Source organism: Vibrio sp. 1159 (genome assembly GCF_033340395.1).
Taxonomy (GTDB): domain Bacteria; phylum Pseudomonadota; class Gammaproteobacteria; order Enterobacterales; family Vibrionaceae; genus Vibrio; species Vibrio alginolyticus.
Window position 1 is genome coordinate 1 of record NZ_JAWOWL010000060.1, and the last position, 13,233, is coordinate 13,233.

Annotated in this window: 17 protein-coding genes; 9 read left to right on the forward strand and 8 right to left on the reverse strand. The window is 42.2% G+C overall.

Going from position 1 to position 13,233, the window contains the following annotated elements; all coding sequences use genetic code 11:
* Window positions 1-42: 42 nt before the first annotated feature.
* Window positions 43-927: a site-specific integrase gene (locus R7127_RS25370; protein WP_318148612.1), complete on the reverse strand. Its 885-nt coding sequence runs from the start codon at window positions 925-927 to the stop codon at window positions 43-45.
* Window positions 928-1,861: 934 nt separating this feature from the next.
* Here R7127_RS25370 and R7127_RS25375 point away from each other — a divergent pair.
* Window positions 1,862-2,179, forward strand: a complete 318-nt coding sequence (locus R7127_RS25375) for a type II toxin-antitoxin system RelE/ParE family toxin (RefSeq protein ID WP_318148613.1) — start codon at window positions 1,862-1,864, stop codon at window positions 2,177-2,179.
* The gene (locus R7127_RS25380; RefSeq protein ID WP_318148614.1) at window positions 2,176-2,454 is read left to right on the forward strand and encodes a helix-turn-helix transcriptional regulator; all 279 of its coding nucleotides are present in this window, start codon (window positions 2,176-2,178) and stop codon (window positions 2,452-2,454) included. Before R7127_RS25375 ends, R7127_RS25380 begins: the two co-directional genes overlap by 4 nt.
* A 68-nt stretch (window positions 2,455-2,522) precedes the next feature.
* On the opposite strand, the gene R7127_RS25385 is transcribed toward R7127_RS25380, so the two are convergent.
* A complete protein-coding gene (locus R7127_RS25385) occupies window positions 2,523-2,810 on the reverse strand; it encodes a hypothetical protein (protein ID WP_318148615.1) in 288 nt (95 codons plus the stop codon).
* A gap of 401 nt (window positions 2,811-3,211) precedes the next feature.
* On the opposite strand from R7127_RS25385, the gene R7127_RS25390 reads away from it, so the two are divergent.
* From R7127_RS25390 to R7127_RS25405, 4 genes are all read left to right on the forward strand, one after another.
* Window positions 3,212-3,727 (forward strand): ParA family protein, encoded by a 516-nt coding sequence (locus tag R7127_RS25390; RefSeq protein WP_318148616.1) that lies wholly within the window; start codon window positions 3,212-3,214, stop codon window positions 3,725-3,727.
* On the forward strand, window positions 3,724-4,101 hold the full coding sequence (locus tag R7127_RS25395) for a hypothetical protein (protein ID WP_318148617.1): 378 nt from the start codon (window positions 3,724-3,726) through the stop codon (window positions 4,099-4,101). Before R7127_RS25390 ends, R7127_RS25395 begins: the two co-directional genes overlap by 4 nt.
* Before the next feature lie 216 nt (window positions 4,102-4,317).
* Window positions 4,318-5,208 (forward strand): hypothetical protein, encoded by an 891-nt coding sequence (locus tag R7127_RS25400; RefSeq protein WP_318148618.1) that lies wholly within the window; start codon window positions 4,318-4,320, stop codon window positions 5,206-5,208.
* Between the two features lie 69 nt (window positions 5,209-5,277).
* Entirely contained in the window at window positions 5,278-5,694 is a 417-nt protein-coding gene (locus R7127_RS25405) for a hypothetical protein (protein WP_140066845.1), read from the forward strand.
* An 88-nt stretch (window positions 5,695-5,782) separates the two neighbouring features.
* Here R7127_RS25405 and R7127_RS25410 read toward each other — a convergent pair whose 3' ends face one another.
* Window positions 5,783-6,889, reverse strand: a complete 1,107-nt coding sequence (locus R7127_RS25410; protein WP_318148619.1) for a hypothetical protein — start codon at window positions 6,887-6,889, stop codon at window positions 5,783-5,785.
* Between the two features lie 538 nt (window positions 6,890-7,427).
* On the opposite strand from R7127_RS25410, the gene R7127_RS25415 reads away from it, so the two are divergent.
* Window positions 7,428-7,805 (forward strand): hypothetical protein, encoded by a 378-nt coding sequence (locus tag R7127_RS25415; protein WP_318148620.1) that lies wholly within the window; start codon window positions 7,428-7,430, stop codon window positions 7,803-7,805.
* Window positions 7,806-7,849: 44 nt separating this feature from the next.
* Here R7127_RS25415 and R7127_RS25420 read toward each other — a convergent pair whose 3' ends face one another.
* The gene (locus R7127_RS25420; protein ID WP_318148621.1) at window positions 7,850-8,302 is read right to left on the reverse strand and encodes a hypothetical protein; all 453 of its coding nucleotides are present in this window, start codon (window positions 8,300-8,302) and stop codon (window positions 7,850-7,852) included.
* Complete coding sequence (locus R7127_RS25425; protein WP_318148622.1) at window positions 8,302-9,528, reverse strand: tyrosine-type recombinase/integrase; 1,227 nt, start codon at window positions 9,526-9,528, stop codon at window positions 8,302-8,304. The genes R7127_RS25420 and R7127_RS25425 overlap by 1 nt, the downstream gene beginning before the upstream one ends.
* A gap of 299 nt (window positions 9,529-9,827) precedes the next feature.
* On the opposite strand from R7127_RS25425, the gene R7127_RS25430 reads away from it, so the two are divergent.
* Together R7127_RS25430 and R7127_RS25435 are read left to right on the forward strand one after the other, a co-directional pair.
* A complete protein-coding gene (locus R7127_RS25430; RefSeq protein WP_318148623.1) occupies window positions 9,828-10,664 on the forward strand; it encodes a hypothetical protein in 837 nt (278 codons plus the stop codon).
* 211 nt (window positions 10,665-10,875) lie between these two features.
* Window positions 10,876-11,820 carry a hypothetical protein gene (locus R7127_RS25435; protein WP_318148624.1) on the forward strand — a complete coding sequence of 315 codons (945 nt, stop codon included), beginning with the start codon at window positions 10,876-10,878 and terminating at the stop codon, window positions 11,818-11,820.
* A 248-nt stretch (window positions 11,821-12,068) separates the two neighbouring features.
* Here the strand turns inward: R7127_RS25435 and R7127_RS25440 are convergent, their stop codons facing one another.
* The 3 genes from R7127_RS25440 to R7127_RS25450 form a co-directional block, all read right to left on the reverse strand.
* Window positions 12,069-12,218 carry a hypothetical protein gene (locus R7127_RS25440; protein WP_318148625.1) on the reverse strand — a complete coding sequence of 50 codons (150 nt, stop codon included), beginning with the start codon at window positions 12,216-12,218 and terminating at the stop codon, window positions 12,069-12,071.
* A complete protein-coding gene (locus R7127_RS25445) occupies window positions 12,215-12,511 on the reverse strand; it encodes a hypothetical protein (RefSeq protein ID WP_169631477.1) in 297 nt (98 codons plus the stop codon). Before R7127_RS25445 ends, R7127_RS25440 begins: the two co-directional genes overlap by 4 nt.
* A 31-nt stretch (window positions 12,512-12,542) precedes the next feature.
* Window positions 12,543-13,233: hypothetical protein (locus R7127_RS25450; RefSeq protein WP_318148626.1), on the reverse strand; the 691-nt coding region annotated here is incomplete at its 5' end.

The window sequence follows — 13,233 nt, forward strand, 5'->3', positions numbered from 1 at the left end:
AGTACATTAAGCCCATGAGCAAGGCTATGAATAGAATCCATCTCATCGTAAATAAACCTCTGTTATTTCGGGGCGGAAATGCCCCATTTCTTGGCTAACGGTTTCCAATGCCAAATCCCGAGAAAAGCCAGAACTTTGCAATTCATGCATCCGTTGCTGAGCGTAACTATGCCTTAATCCATGAGCACCTTCTGACCAACCTAGGCAGCGTTTCGCTGCTGCTGAAAAAGAGTTGCTCCAAGACTGACCGCCTCCGATGGCGTATAAACTAGAGTGGTAAATCCCTCGGTCAATCACTTGTTTTGGTTGTGAATAGCGTAACTCTTCCAGCTTTTGACTTAGTAAGGTAGGGATAAGGACTTCACGTATCAGACCACCCTTTCCTTTCACGGTGTAGACCTCCCCCTCTCGTGCATGCCATTTACTCTCTAGGGCTGGGCGTTTATCAGGCGCGCGTTCTTCTCTAGGTCGCAGTGTCAGTAATTCGTGTGCTCGAAGCCCACAAGAGTGAGCGAGCTGGGTAGCGAGGCTATGTTTTTCGCTTTGATGTTGAGAAATTAGTTCGGCTTGCTCTGGCGTATAGGCGCGAGAAGTGAGGGCTTGAGTTTGTTCTGATTTTATAACGGGTAAAGTTGAGTCTCTATTAAGGCGACCAGTAACGTTTAACATCATGCATTGTATTGCCTGACGCTCCATATCTAAGGCTTTTTGCCCTACCTGCTCTCCTCGTTGCTCTAGATAGGAGAGTGCTTTTTCGGGGGTTAACCCTCTTAGCCCCCCAGAGACACGATGAGACTTAGCGTATTCAGCCACTCTGGTTAGGGCCTGCTCATAATTGCGGACTGTACCTACTGATACAAGAGACAGGCCTTGAACAGCTTTCATTACACTAGCCGCTTGTTTGGCTGGACTGGCAAATTTACCCATGTTGTTTCTCTAGCCATCGTGCAACAGTTGAATGAACAACTTTAATGCGCTTTGTCCTTAGCCAACGCTGCAGTTCTGCTGTACTGCAACCCTCACGACGCAATGCGAGAAGCTCACCTTTATATTGATCAAGTCGTGACTTTCTACGTGTATATGATCGCTTTCGTATAATGCGGGTTTGCCGTTTGAGCACTTCCGCTTCCTGCTGTGCATCAAACACAAACCACCTCAAACTGTGTTGTAAGAACTACTGACTCTCTGAGAGTTCAGCGACAACTGAATGCCTATTCGCCACTGTTTAAGCTTTAACGCTGCTTAGGTCTGACCGTTCCCACCTGTATTCGAACCCATAATTTTTACTAGAATGGTTAATTCTAGAGCCTTGTATCGTTGGGCTAGTCGTTCCAATTTCGTATTGAAAAAACGTTATCTTGACGTGATAAGCTCGACTCTTTTTGCTGTGGAGTGTCAGTTATCCGAATGGATCTCTGCTTAAGCTGGCAGGTGTCAGATACTCAAGTTATGATCTTGAGTCTCGGTTTTTATGAGAAACCGGCGCGCCCTTTACAGGAAAAACTCTAACGACTTCAAGGCGGTCGTTAATCGCTCACTTTCATATTAATTTTATCAATAGGTAATTTTGGCAGCAATGTGTTTATTTAAATGTGCGTGAAAGCCTTGAAGCCTTTGCTCCACGCTATGTATCGGCGATTTTAATAGTCGTACATAGCGGGGGGCAAAGCTTCCCGAAATTTGCGAAATGAGAGACTGCTCGTGCGACTCTTCACGCGCTTCTCAGCGCGGGAGAGCGTGCAGTCTCTCGTTGAGTAAATTTGATGGGGGTATGTATGCAAGTCGTGCTGATGGCTTTGAGGTTCGTGCAAGTCATGCTAATATGACCTATCATATATGATAACAAGAGCGGTAAAGACGAATGGCTTGGAAAGTAGATTTTCATGATGGTGTTGAGGATGAAATCCTATCAATGCCGCCAAAAATCCAAGCACGTATGATTAAGCTATTGGAGCTGATCGAGATGCATGGGGCCAACTTGGGACCACCGCATACAGAAGCAATGGGTGATGGTCTTTTTGAGATCAGAGCTAAAGCAAAAGAGGGGATCGGTCGAGGTTTATTCTGTTATCTAAAAGGTCAACATGTCTATGTACTAAGAGCCTTTGTGAAAAAATCGAATAAGACACCAAAGAAAGAGATCGAAGTGGCCCGAGAAAGAATGAGAGAGGTGAAATGATGAGCTTAGCTGCATTGAAAAAGAAAGCTTTTACCAACCAAGAAGTGAAAGAAGCGTATGATGAGCTTGGTGATGAATTTGAGCTCATTAGCACTCTGATCACGATGAGAGAAAAATCAGGACTAACTCAGGATGAAGTTGCTCAAAAAATGGGAACTCGAGCACCTAATATTTCTCGTCTAGAGTCAGGTAGAGGAAACCCTAGCTTAAAAACCCTCGTTAGCTATGCGCAAGCGTGTGGCTTTAAGCTGGATCTTGGGTTTAAGCACGCTTAATAAAAACGCCTCTTTTTAGGGGCGTTTTTGTGTCTATCGTATGTGAGCGTTCTTTGGGCATTGTTTCGTTATAGCGGGCGAGTTAAGCGATGTTCAACTTCGAGTAAAATTATATTTTCAAAATAGCCGGTGAAGGTAGGGAAATTGTTTGTTCCCTTGATAAACTCTTCGTGATGGTCATGAAGCCATATTTTTAGGAGCTTCATAGAGTTCTCATCGTAAAGAAAGTCATCGATTGGCATTTCATCCTCTACAACGTCAATATGGTTAACAATTGCCCATAGGCGGAGAATGCGATTGCTTAGTGTTATGGATGTGCGCTTTCCTGTTTCTGGGTGTTTATAAGATATTTTCATATTGCCTCCTTAGGTGAGTTAATAATAACTCACCACTAAGCCGAGTCAATATTGACTTAAGTTTAATGCCTCTTTTCAGGGCGTCTTCTGTAAAACCACTTAGTTATGCGGCTCAATGCATGGCAGTGTCGACTCAGAGGCTTTATCTCAAAATGAACTGCACTGTATCACACGGTCGTTATTTCGTTTTTTTGCTATGTATCCCCAAAGACCAGTGTGTGCGGTTTTATTTATAAACTGTAAATGTTGGAAACAAATCAAACCTTTCGCAGGAAGCATTCTCACGAATGATCATCTGTACGGACTACCGTCCACTTCAAAAAATCTCTTTAATTTATTGGCATTGGGCGGTTGAGTTATTACTATTAGTTAATCCGATTAGTAAATACTAAGAGAGAGCGATGCACATTATATTCTTCAACACAAAAGGCGGAGTGAGTAAGTCCACCTTATGCGAGTACACTGCCCGAGAGCTTCAACGTCTAGGGTATAGCGTCCATGTGGACAACACAGACCAACAGCAACACGTTACGTTAATCGACAATGAAGAGGCTGACTTCTTCCTTTACGACACAGCAGGAGCATTTACAGCTGATAACGTGGAACTACTAAAAGCGGCAAGCGGTGAAGATGCAAAGGTCATTATTCCAATGAACACCGGCAAGAACGATTTAAAAGAATTGGACTTTTTACTGGGTAGGCTAAATGAGTATGGCATCAAAGATAAATCACAGTTTGTCTTCACCAAGACTCGAGCTAATAGTAAATCATTGGCAGCTAGACGAGAGACACTAGAGCAGCATGATATGACTTCTGTTAAATGGGTAATGCCTCAACTTGAAGACTTCTCAGAACAGCGAGATACAACCAGGACAAGAAACGAAATTTCAGCATTTATCCATGAGGCGATCGCATGAGTCTATTGAAGAAGAAAGCAGCCAAACAAGAAGAAGTTTTGCAGCCAGTTGAGCAGCGTGGGGAGTTGACCACAGAGGCCGCCGTCATTGAAAAGCAGCGTGTAGAAACCCGAGCTTATCAAAAAGAACACCGCAAAAAGAATCTTGATGCTTACAATGATGAAAAGTCAAAAGTCGATGCTATGTCACCCGATGAATTGACAGAATATCTATCTGACAATGAGAAAGCCCTAGCTGTTCGAGTTGGCATCCACACGATGAAAGTTAATGCTTATGAGCAAGCGATTATCAAGAAAGCACTTGAGATTACTGGCGCAAAATCTAGTCGTGAGCAGTACATTAAGATGTGCAAAGATCTCATAGCTAACAATTGACTGGTTTACTATTTGTAAATCGTATTAGTATATACTATTATGATTGACACATAAGAAAGCCGGCGACTCTTCTACCTTCCGCCGGCTCATATCAACCTCTAGGAGTACACCCTAATGATTAACAGCATTACTTTATCAGATATACCACGCATTGCGCCATACCTGACTAACCGACAGTTGCGAAACCTTATCGCTAAACTTGGTGAGGTCTAAATCATGAAAAACTTAAGCGTTGATGCAATCCCACAAGAGTTAGAAAAACACTTCATGTATGAAGCCTCACTTCTAGCTCCGTTCTGGCGTGACATGTTCCAGCTATGTCTTACTTTTGGTTTACGAAACAGCGAAGCCCGAGAATTGCAGGCTAGTCATATCGATTTAAAATCTAATACGATAATTCTCACCGACTCAAAGCAACTGCGATCACACGTAACCAAAGCCACAAATAAAATGATTGATGCCAGTTGGCTAAAAGAGGGCCGGAAGTTTCTACGCTCAGCGATCAATAACGACTTGGCACCACTGTTTGTCAGAATGTGTACAGACTTAAAACAGCTTGAAGCTTTAGCTGATGAATACGATCTATTAGCTGAGTACCAAAATGCTCGCCAGCAACACAGAGAGTCGAATTTAAAGACCTATCAAGCTCTAGCCCTAAAGACAGCCCCAAAAGCCCGTAAAGTTGATTTTAGCCGCTACCCTGCAATCAAAAAGATGCTTAAAGTGCGTTGTGATAGATATGAAAACCTAGGAGGCTTTTTATTTCCTGCTTGTGAACTTAAATCCAATCGAGCCAGCAGTTTTTCACCTGTGACGCGCCAATCGGTTTACCGCGTAATCGCAGCCATCAGGAGCAAACTGGAAACCAAAGCTAATAAGTTCAAAGAACTACTGGAAGGCATTCGTTTAGGGCTGCACTCAGCTCGAAAGTCAGCAGTTCAGCGCGTAGCTAATGCGCTGGATATTATGAGTGCTTCTCTTTTTATCGGTCACGGTAACGGAAGCGGGGATATAGCGACCACTCAACGCTATCTTGACCGCTCAGAGAGAAGGCTTACTGAAATAAGTCAAAAACTCGCGGATATACAAACACCAACATTATCGTGAACTGGCGTTACATGGTCACGCTATGCATAAATTATTGGTCACCACAGTTTTAGTTTTTTGGTACGGATTATGAGCAAATTTGATAAAAATACGATATACGCAGTGAAATGTATTCTCCTTGGCGCAAGAATTCATGACGCCTCAGCGCTCTGTGACAAAACAGATCAGGCTATGCGTTTAGCCTTATTTAAGTTTTGCCAATCGGCAAACCCATCCGTTTTTGAAGACATATCTATTGAGGCAGCTCATCAGGGCTATGCAACGATACCAGCTCAAATGTTACGAGAGAAATCCTTAGAGTTTCTGGGCGATATAGACAATACTTTCGTTTCTGAGTTCTTAACCGATAAGGTTGATGAGCTATCGGATGTTAGAAGCTATTTCCTGAAGTGTTTAGAGAATGCCAACAAAAGGCTTTCCATTTGGAGGGCAAGGCACGATTCTTGGGAAGGGTTTAGAAAATTAACCGAAGAATCGTCATATTAAAGTCTCGATAGTAAAAAAGCCCATTGAGGGCTTTTTTTACTATTCAATATTCTAAGTTACGGTTTGAAGAAACTGTTACTTAATAAAACTAGAGCCCTTTTGCCAAGTTCTGCACATCCTTTATCTTAAGTTTCTTCACAAACGCAAAAACTTTGATAGCGTCAGTCTTGCTCTTTCCGTACATTTTTGCGCGGTCTAGCTCTAACCGTAATTGAGCTTTCAGCTCATCCTTCTCGGCACGAGCAGCTTCTCTACTTACAGATTTAAGCTTCGCTCTTAACGCAGCTGCTTCCTTTTCGAGTTTCTTAAGATAACTAGCATCTTTCAACTGTCGCTTAAATGTCTTCATTGCTTGCTCCTGCTTCTTAATAAATTTTTCTGCCTCGGATTGATCTATCTTTCTCGGTTTTGCTCTTTCTAGCCTCTCCCTATCATCCTTCGAAAGAAATTTGTCTTTATCAGATGAGAACCCAGTACTTTCTGCTTGTGTTTGTAAGTGTTTAGCAAGCTGAGCTTGTACGGTTGGGGATTTTAGTGCGCCCAGAGCTTTCAATTGATGCTTACAGCAGCATCCAGTTAGTTTAGGGTTTCGGATCTTCGGAAAGTCTTTTTCATGAGTACGTAAAGCAAACCCTCCAGCTGTTGCAACATACCTATACCAGTATTGATAACGTCCACACTGACAATCGATGGATACATTCCCCAAGCAAATACGTTTAACTGCTGAAATCCAGCTTCTTTGAACTTTTGTTAGCTCGGAGCTCCAGTTTTCTAACCGCACACGAACTTGATAGCTCCCTTCGCCGTGCTTGCCCGAGGCGGTGACATTAAAGTGCAGCAGGTCACCGCGAACCTTATAGAGTCGCGCTACTTTGATTTCTGTATTTGCCCTTTGAACATCTACGGGCCTAGAAGCTGCAATGAGTTGGTTTAATGGTGCACCCTTATCGCTTTTCCATTTCTTATCGAGTGATTTTCTCGCCTTATCAAACCCCTTTAAATCTTCAATTTCAAAGGGTTGACCATTGGACTTGCTTCCAAGTAACACCGAGAAGTGACTAGGGATATCACCTTTCTTTATCGCTTGCTGGAGCATAGAGGGAGAAAGGGTTTGAGCAGCGTGGCCTCTTTCTAATTTTTGAGCTTTTCGTCTTTGATTAAATAGCTTGTCCTGTAGCCTGACATTCTTAAGCATCGTCTTAAATCCTCGTTAATTTCTATCGAAGTTAACGCCACATAAGATCGATTGTCGCTAACAGAAAAATGTAAATGCTCTACCACTTGGTGTTTGGTGATCGAAACCCATTTGTTTCGTGCCAAAATTCCCACCAAGCGCTGCAGGCAAAGGCAAGCGCCCCCCGTTTAAATTTCTTAAGGTATTGTTTTTATTTAAAATCAACTAAAAAGACATAGAAAAAGGTTGGTCTTTAAAGCGATCACAAGCCGATCACTAACGACCCAAAACACAGCTTAGTGATCGAGTTTATTCAAAAAAACGCCACTTCTTTGCATCCTCTTACCTAACAGATTCATTTAGTGGTCCCATTCCCAAACACAGCAAGGCTTAGCACCAACTATGCTCACCCGTAAATCTCGCATCTATCGCACTAAATGACAGCGAATAAGGCAGAAAAGCTCAACAGAGTGAATGGCTTAACAGAAACGTGTTGAAGATTTGTAGGTCCTAGTGCGATTAAATTTTCTAAAAAGAATGATCGCAATAAGGTGTACTCATGACAAAAGAATTACTGAAAATGATTGATGACCTAACTCTCCGAGTTGAGGTTTTAGAGAAAAAAGGCAAAAGAAAGCTGAGTCAAAAGCATAAACCTAAGAAACCAAGCATCTTAGAGTCTGTATTGCATCAAATGTTAGTTGATGGGGGGTGTCACCGTTACTCAATTCAAGATGCAGGCGTTGATTTAGCTCACTTGTCTCAACCAATTCATGCGCTAAGGGGGATAGATGGAGTAGAAATAGAGTCAAATAAAGATAGAGTCGGGAATAAATCGGTAACGGTCTATAAATTAACAGATGACTCCAAAGACGCAGCCTTAAATTTGCTTAACTATTGGCGCATTCGCCGCGGTGAAAAATCTTTAAGCATCTAGAGGCATGAACAAGGCCAACGAATTGATGGCCTTGTTCGACTTAGTTAACCTGATATTTGTTGGTAAAGTGAAGTCATTCCTACTTTTACTAATTCATGAATGGATTGCTTAGAGAGATCTTTAGCTGCATCTAAAATGCCATCCGCTAGGGTTCTTTTAGACTCAGGATTTAGTGGGTCAGGTAAGCTTTTCATTGCTTCTATAGCTTTCTGTGTTAGTTGGCACTTTCTCCATGTGAACACATCACCACCAGAACGATCACCAAAAATATACCCTTCCATCTCTAGCCAGTTAAGCAAACTTTTACAGACATTCCACTCTTTAGGAATAGCTGGAGCATCGGGATAGAATAAACTTTCCATATCAAACTCTATTCCCGTTATGTCTTGAGCTGTGACAGGAATGCTTATAGGCCAAGATTCATATAGCCTAGAAAATAGAGTGATGATGTATATTTCAGCAAGCTCAGGGTTAGATAAATCGCTTTTTTTATTCATTAAATAGCTCTTAATGCTTTAGTTCCATTTATTTGTATATTACCGCTTTTAGCATTTTCAATGTACTCACTCCACCAGCTCATCAACACTCTCCTTTGCTCCAAGTACCGAGATCGGTTATAAGCTTTTCTAACTGCATTTTTATCCTGGTGTGATAATGACGCTTCTATCAGGTCAGCATCAAACCCCTGTTCATTTAAAGTCGTTGATGCCAAAGAACGGAATCCATGTGCAGTTGTTTTACCAGAAAACCCAAGCTTACCTAAGGCTCGATTAACAGATATAGCACCGATCGGTTTTTTAGGGTCTCGAATAGAAGGAAAGATATGCTCCCTATGAGAGCTGAACTGATACATTTTCTCAAGAATACCTAGAGTCTGCTTCGTTAATGGAACCTGGTGTTCTCTGTTCATTTTCATACGCTCAGGAGGAATAGTCCAAAGTTTGCTTTCGAAATCAATCTCACACCACATCGCTCCTGCAGCCTCACTAGGCCTAACCATTGTGTGCAACTGCCAAAGAATCAAGCTTTCCATCTGTGTTGGAAGCTCTGCAGCATCAATTGTTATCACCAACTCAGACAAATCCTGTGGGCTTAAAGCATTAAAATGCACCGTTTTTGATTTCTTAAAAACCTCCCTAATACCGCTTAATGGATTTGCTGGTATCAGTCCATAGTTCACGGCGTAGGTCATAATTTCATTTAATTGTTGGGACGTTCTTTTGACAGCCTCAAGCTTACCTTGTGCCTCCGCCGGCTTTAAGGCAGCAATAGCCATGGGCGCAGTAATTTTGGATACAGGTATATTCCCCAAATTTGGCAACACGTAATTCTCCAAACTACGCCATATTTTAGTCTCTGTTTCCTTTTTGATAGCGTTGCTTTTAGCATCAATCCAAAGCTTAGCGACAGCTTTTAGTGTGTTTTTCTGATCGCTAAGTAACTTCGCTCTCTGTTCTGCTTTCTTGAGCTTTGGATCGATTCCATCACTCAAATAGTGCCTAACTTCTTGTGCTTTTTTCCTCGCTTCTGCGAGAGAAATTTCAGGGTATCCACCCAATCCAAGAAAAGTCGGCTTTCCCGTTCTAGGCTGAATGTAACGACACTCCCACGATTTAGCCCCCGACTTTCGCACATAAAAATACAGCCCACCTCCATCACCAAGTCGATAGGCTTTGTCCTTTGATTTAGCGCTTGCCACTTGCTTTGCTGTTAAATTCGGCACGTTACAGCTCCTTTATTCAAGCTCTCACTGGTGAAGAAGAAAGACCTTTCAACGAATGCTAGTAGAAAACCAAAGTAAAACACTAATGAAGAGTTTTACTTTAACATTCAACTCATTGTTTTTAATACACACTTAGAAAAACATCGCAAAAAAGCATTTCGTTAAGCATACACTTTAGCAGATGCTAGGCGCTCTCTCATTAAATTACGATCACTTTAAACAACATTTTTTTGTCGAAGCGTGACTCCAACCATCTCAGTAAACTCCCTACAAAACGATCGTAATAAGGAAACTCACGCATGAGTGAAAATGTCATCCAAAAGGTGCTCAGTGTTCGACATGAATACATGACCACAATTTTTGAACTCCTCAAGAAAGCAAAAGAAGAGAAAATTTGGACGCTAATCGAGCTGGCACACAGCAGAGGTTATAACTTTGGTCATCAGTTCCTACCGTGTCTCTCAAGCGCAGAAGCTTGGCTTGATATGAAATGGCATCTCGAGACTATGTTCGATTTTGTCTCTCCCGTAGAGTGTCACTGGGTTTTAACCGGCAAAACATCTCCAAGGAAGCAGCTTCTAGCATCTGAGTTCAAGGATGATTTGTATGGCGGATTTGGCACTCGAACTATCTGGTCGCTGGGTGAATCACCAAAAATGAAACCAACAAAAGATCTGTTTTCTATCGGTGCGATGAAAGAGGCTTTTGACCCAAACCTCATTCAACCAGATGAGTCAGCTGAACGACTGGCAGATCACAACCGAATCTCGGAACGCCGAAAGCATTGGCGCTTAAGCTGTACCGGTATTTTTGAAACCGTTTGGGTGAGTAGCACGCTTTGGGGATTTATTCTTGAACGTGGATTTGCCAATGAAACCGCCAACTTCAAAGAGGTAGGCGTTGATTTTATCAGTGACATTCTTGTGAAGGCTGATAGCAGAGGTTTTTTGTACAGTACGTACTACTTATCGAAAATGCTAGGGCAAGACGACGAATCAATTGCTGATGAGTTCAGCCAAGCAGTCATGCTTTTTGTTTCGCCAGCAGAGTTGTACGCCATGCTCGATTTGACGCTGGAGATGAAAGTAGGGAAGTACGCCAAGCCTTACGATCCACGACGCGTAAAACTAGCCTAGCCGCCATTTTTCAAAAATGATCCTGATAGATCATTGAGCTAATTGATTTTTAAGATTAAGATTGTTCCGCAGAAAAAACAAAACCCTGATGCGCACTATATCAACTTGGCGGGAGATATACGCAATCAGGGTCTAGGAATTAATCCTGAAGAGAGTATAACCAAATGCTTGTTAAACTACAAACCCAAAACCGCCATAAGTGCGGGTTGGTGTGAACGTAAATCTAGAACTAAACCCTCGTTACATCCAAGCCGGATTCAAAACACAGGCAAAAAACATCAGCCAAACTCGCAATAAAGGCGAGTGTAAGCTTGCTTGCCTGTTAGAAGTGATTGCCGCACACATCATAAAGCATGGTAATGATTGCTTCGCATCTACCACGCGCCTCTTAAACATGTATAACAACGCTGCCTCTCGTTACGGTGTAAAACCGATCAAAGAGCGAGCAATGTTTAATCTACTCAACACAGTTGAGTCAAAAGGCTTCATCTCGCGTACGCACGCCAGAAATGACGCAGCTTGGCAAACCAAGCGACACATACAAATCAACCTAGCCACTGTTCAAGATGCATTCTCCGGCGCTATCAACTGGGCGATAAAAGCGGCTAATGCTTATGTGAATCGACAAAAAATGCAGTCGAGTCGGTCTGATGTGGAAAACCCTCTCAATCCTAGTAATACCAAGGGCTCAGAAGAAACAGCTACAAACAAAAAGTGCAGTAGAAGATCAAAAGATCTCTCTAAAGAGAGTAAATTAAATAAATATAATGGGTTCCCATCTGATTCTTTTTTCATGAAATTTTTTGGGGCGTTCGCCAATGATGCTAAATCACTACAACTAGCAGCCAAAGAAGGGCGTATTACTGCCAGCGGAGCTCGCAAGCTCATCGGTATTCATGCAAAGTTAGGGTTTGAGTTAGCTAAACCATTCAAACGTTATCTAAATCACGTAATAGCAAGAGAACATAGTGAAAATGTGCAACATCAAGATCTAGAAATAAAAGCTTTTGGCGGAACTCCAGAGCAAGCTAAGGAAGCTGCTAATGCAATGTTTATTGAAATAAACGAATCACATGTTGCGCTGGGTAGTGCTGAGTTTTATAGGGATAGGCATAATCGAGTTCAATTGCGTTGGATAACGGAAAATTATAGCTAAATTGCTATATGGGTAGTAACTCCCAACGGTACGCTTTCGTGCACCCCTCAACCTAACTAAAATTAACCTAAGGTTGAGTATAGGGTTCTACGTTACTGAAAGCGTGAAGGTTTGAGGACTTGCTTACCAAATATAAATGGCACTAAACAAGCCTTATCAGATATCAGCCCTTTTAGGGGCCCATCATGAGTCTTGAGATGTTCCCTAGAGTTCTTTACTTTGTTGAAAGCGTGAAGGTTTGAAGACTTTTACTTCCTCAAATTCTCACGCTTTTCTTTTCCTTTTGGTTTATCTTCTAGCCATCGCCTGTCTTCTTCTATTACTTTAAAACTCTCTCTTGGTGACTTTGTTAGGATCTCTTTTAAGTGTTGCAGATTGTTATCATTTTTAGCCTTCATTCGTAATCTTCCTTAGGATGGAGTGTTTTTACCAGTGAGTGAGGTTCTTTTAAGTCTGCTGTCATTTTATCTATGATAGCTCCCACCCTACTTAGAGCGCCTTGATAGTTTACGTGGTCTATCTCGTCGAGATAGATTATCCGATTGTCATTAAAGCCTGGTATCGCAATTAACATCTTTTTCCAAACGCTTGGGATTATTGATATTAGCTCAAGTGGAAGCTTTCCAGATTCATGAAAATGGAGTTTCAATTCTCGTATAAATTTGTCTTCTGTAACGCCAATGGTGTTCATACTGCACTCGTTGTTGGGAGAGTTAGTTAAGCTAATCGGATTGTTGTGTTTTTCTTAACTTCCTTTTCCGCCTTTCGGCTGTTGCTGCAGCGTTTTTCTTCCTTTTTTCCGCAAGAGATAGCTGTTTTCGCAGCTCTGCTGCCTCTTGGTTAGCTTCACTTACTGCTTGTTGGGCTTGTCGTCGAATATTCTCGATCCTCTGTTCTAAGTCATTTTCTAATGCTTTGGCTTTGGCTTCACGAGTCTGAGCATGCTGCTCTGCATATTGGGCGTTTGTCATTTGCTCCTGAACCTCTGAGCGTGCGTACTTCAACGCTCTTTTTTCAGCGGTCGCAACTCTCTCTTTGGCCTGCTTCTGGGTTTGAATGACTTTTTTCTTTGCTTTGTTTAACTCTTGGTTGGCTAAGCGCCCAAAGAGGTAAGTACCCATTGGAATGAGAAAAACACAAATGAGAATAAGACAGGCTGCTGCCGGCCATAGTTGTATAAATATGTGCCAGCCATCCACTTTGTTATAGAACGGTGCAAACTGAGCCGATTCAGTTTGCCCGTTCCAGAATTGCCAGCCATCTTGAATTTGTTTTGTTTGGGCTCCTATTTCAATGAGAGACAAACCGCTAACGTACTGGTTTGTATGATCACCTAAGTACATTAAGCCCATGAGCAAGGCTATGAATAGAATCCATCTCATCGTAAATAAACCTCTGTTATTTCGGGGCGGA

Bases quoted from the DNA above. Each gene is read 5' to 3' on its own strand.
- R7127_RS25390 (WP_318148616.1), top strand. From the start codon at position 3,212: ATGCACATTATATTCTTCAACACAAAAGGCGGAGTGAGTAAGTCCACC.
- R7127_RS25370 (WP_318148612.1), bottom strand. From the start codon at position 927: ATGGGTAAATTTGCCAGTCCAGCCAAACAAGCGGCTAGTGTAATGAAA.
- R7127_RS25445 (WP_169631477.1), bottom strand. From the start codon at position 12,511: ATGAACACCATTGGCGTTACAGAAGACAAATTTATACGAGAATTGAAA.
- R7127_RS25410 (WP_318148619.1), bottom strand. From the start codon at position 6,889: ATGCTTAAGAATGTCAGGCTACAGGACAAGCTATTTAATCAAAGACGA.
- R7127_RS25395 (WP_318148617.1), top strand. From the start codon at position 3,724: ATGAGTCTATTGAAGAAGAAAGCAGCCAAACAAGAAGAAGTTTTGCAG.
- R7127_RS25400 (WP_318148618.1), top strand. From the start codon at position 4,318: ATGAAAAACTTAAGCGTTGATGCAATCCCACAAGAGTTAGAAAAACAC.
- R7127_RS25380 (WP_318148614.1), top strand. From the start codon at position 2,176: ATGATGAGCTTAGCTGCATTGAAAAAGAAAGCTTTTACCAACCAAGAA.
- R7127_RS25440 (WP_318148625.1), bottom strand. From the start codon at position 12,218: ATGAAGGCTAAAAATGATAACAATCTGCAACACTTAAAAGAGATCCTA.
- R7127_RS25430 (WP_318148623.1), top strand. From the start codon at position 9,828: ATGAGTGAAAATGTCATCCAAAAGGTGCTCAGTGTTCGACATGAATAC.
- R7127_RS25420 (WP_318148621.1), bottom strand. From the start codon at position 8,302: ATGAATAAAAAAAGCGATTTATCTAACCCTGAGCTTGCTGAAATATAC.
- R7127_RS25375 (WP_318148613.1), top strand. From the start codon at position 1,862: ATGGCTTGGAAAGTAGATTTTCATGATGGTGTTGAGGATGAAATCCTA.
- R7127_RS25385 (WP_318148615.1), bottom strand. From the start codon at position 2,810: ATGAAAATATCTTATAAACACCCAGAAACAGGAAAGCGCACATCCATA.
- R7127_RS25415 (WP_318148620.1), top strand. From the start codon at position 7,428: ATGACAAAAGAATTACTGAAAATGATTGATGACCTAACTCTCCGAGTT.
- R7127_RS25405 (WP_140066845.1), top strand. From the start codon at position 5,278: ATGAGCAAATTTGATAAAAATACGATATACGCAGTGAAATGTATTCTC.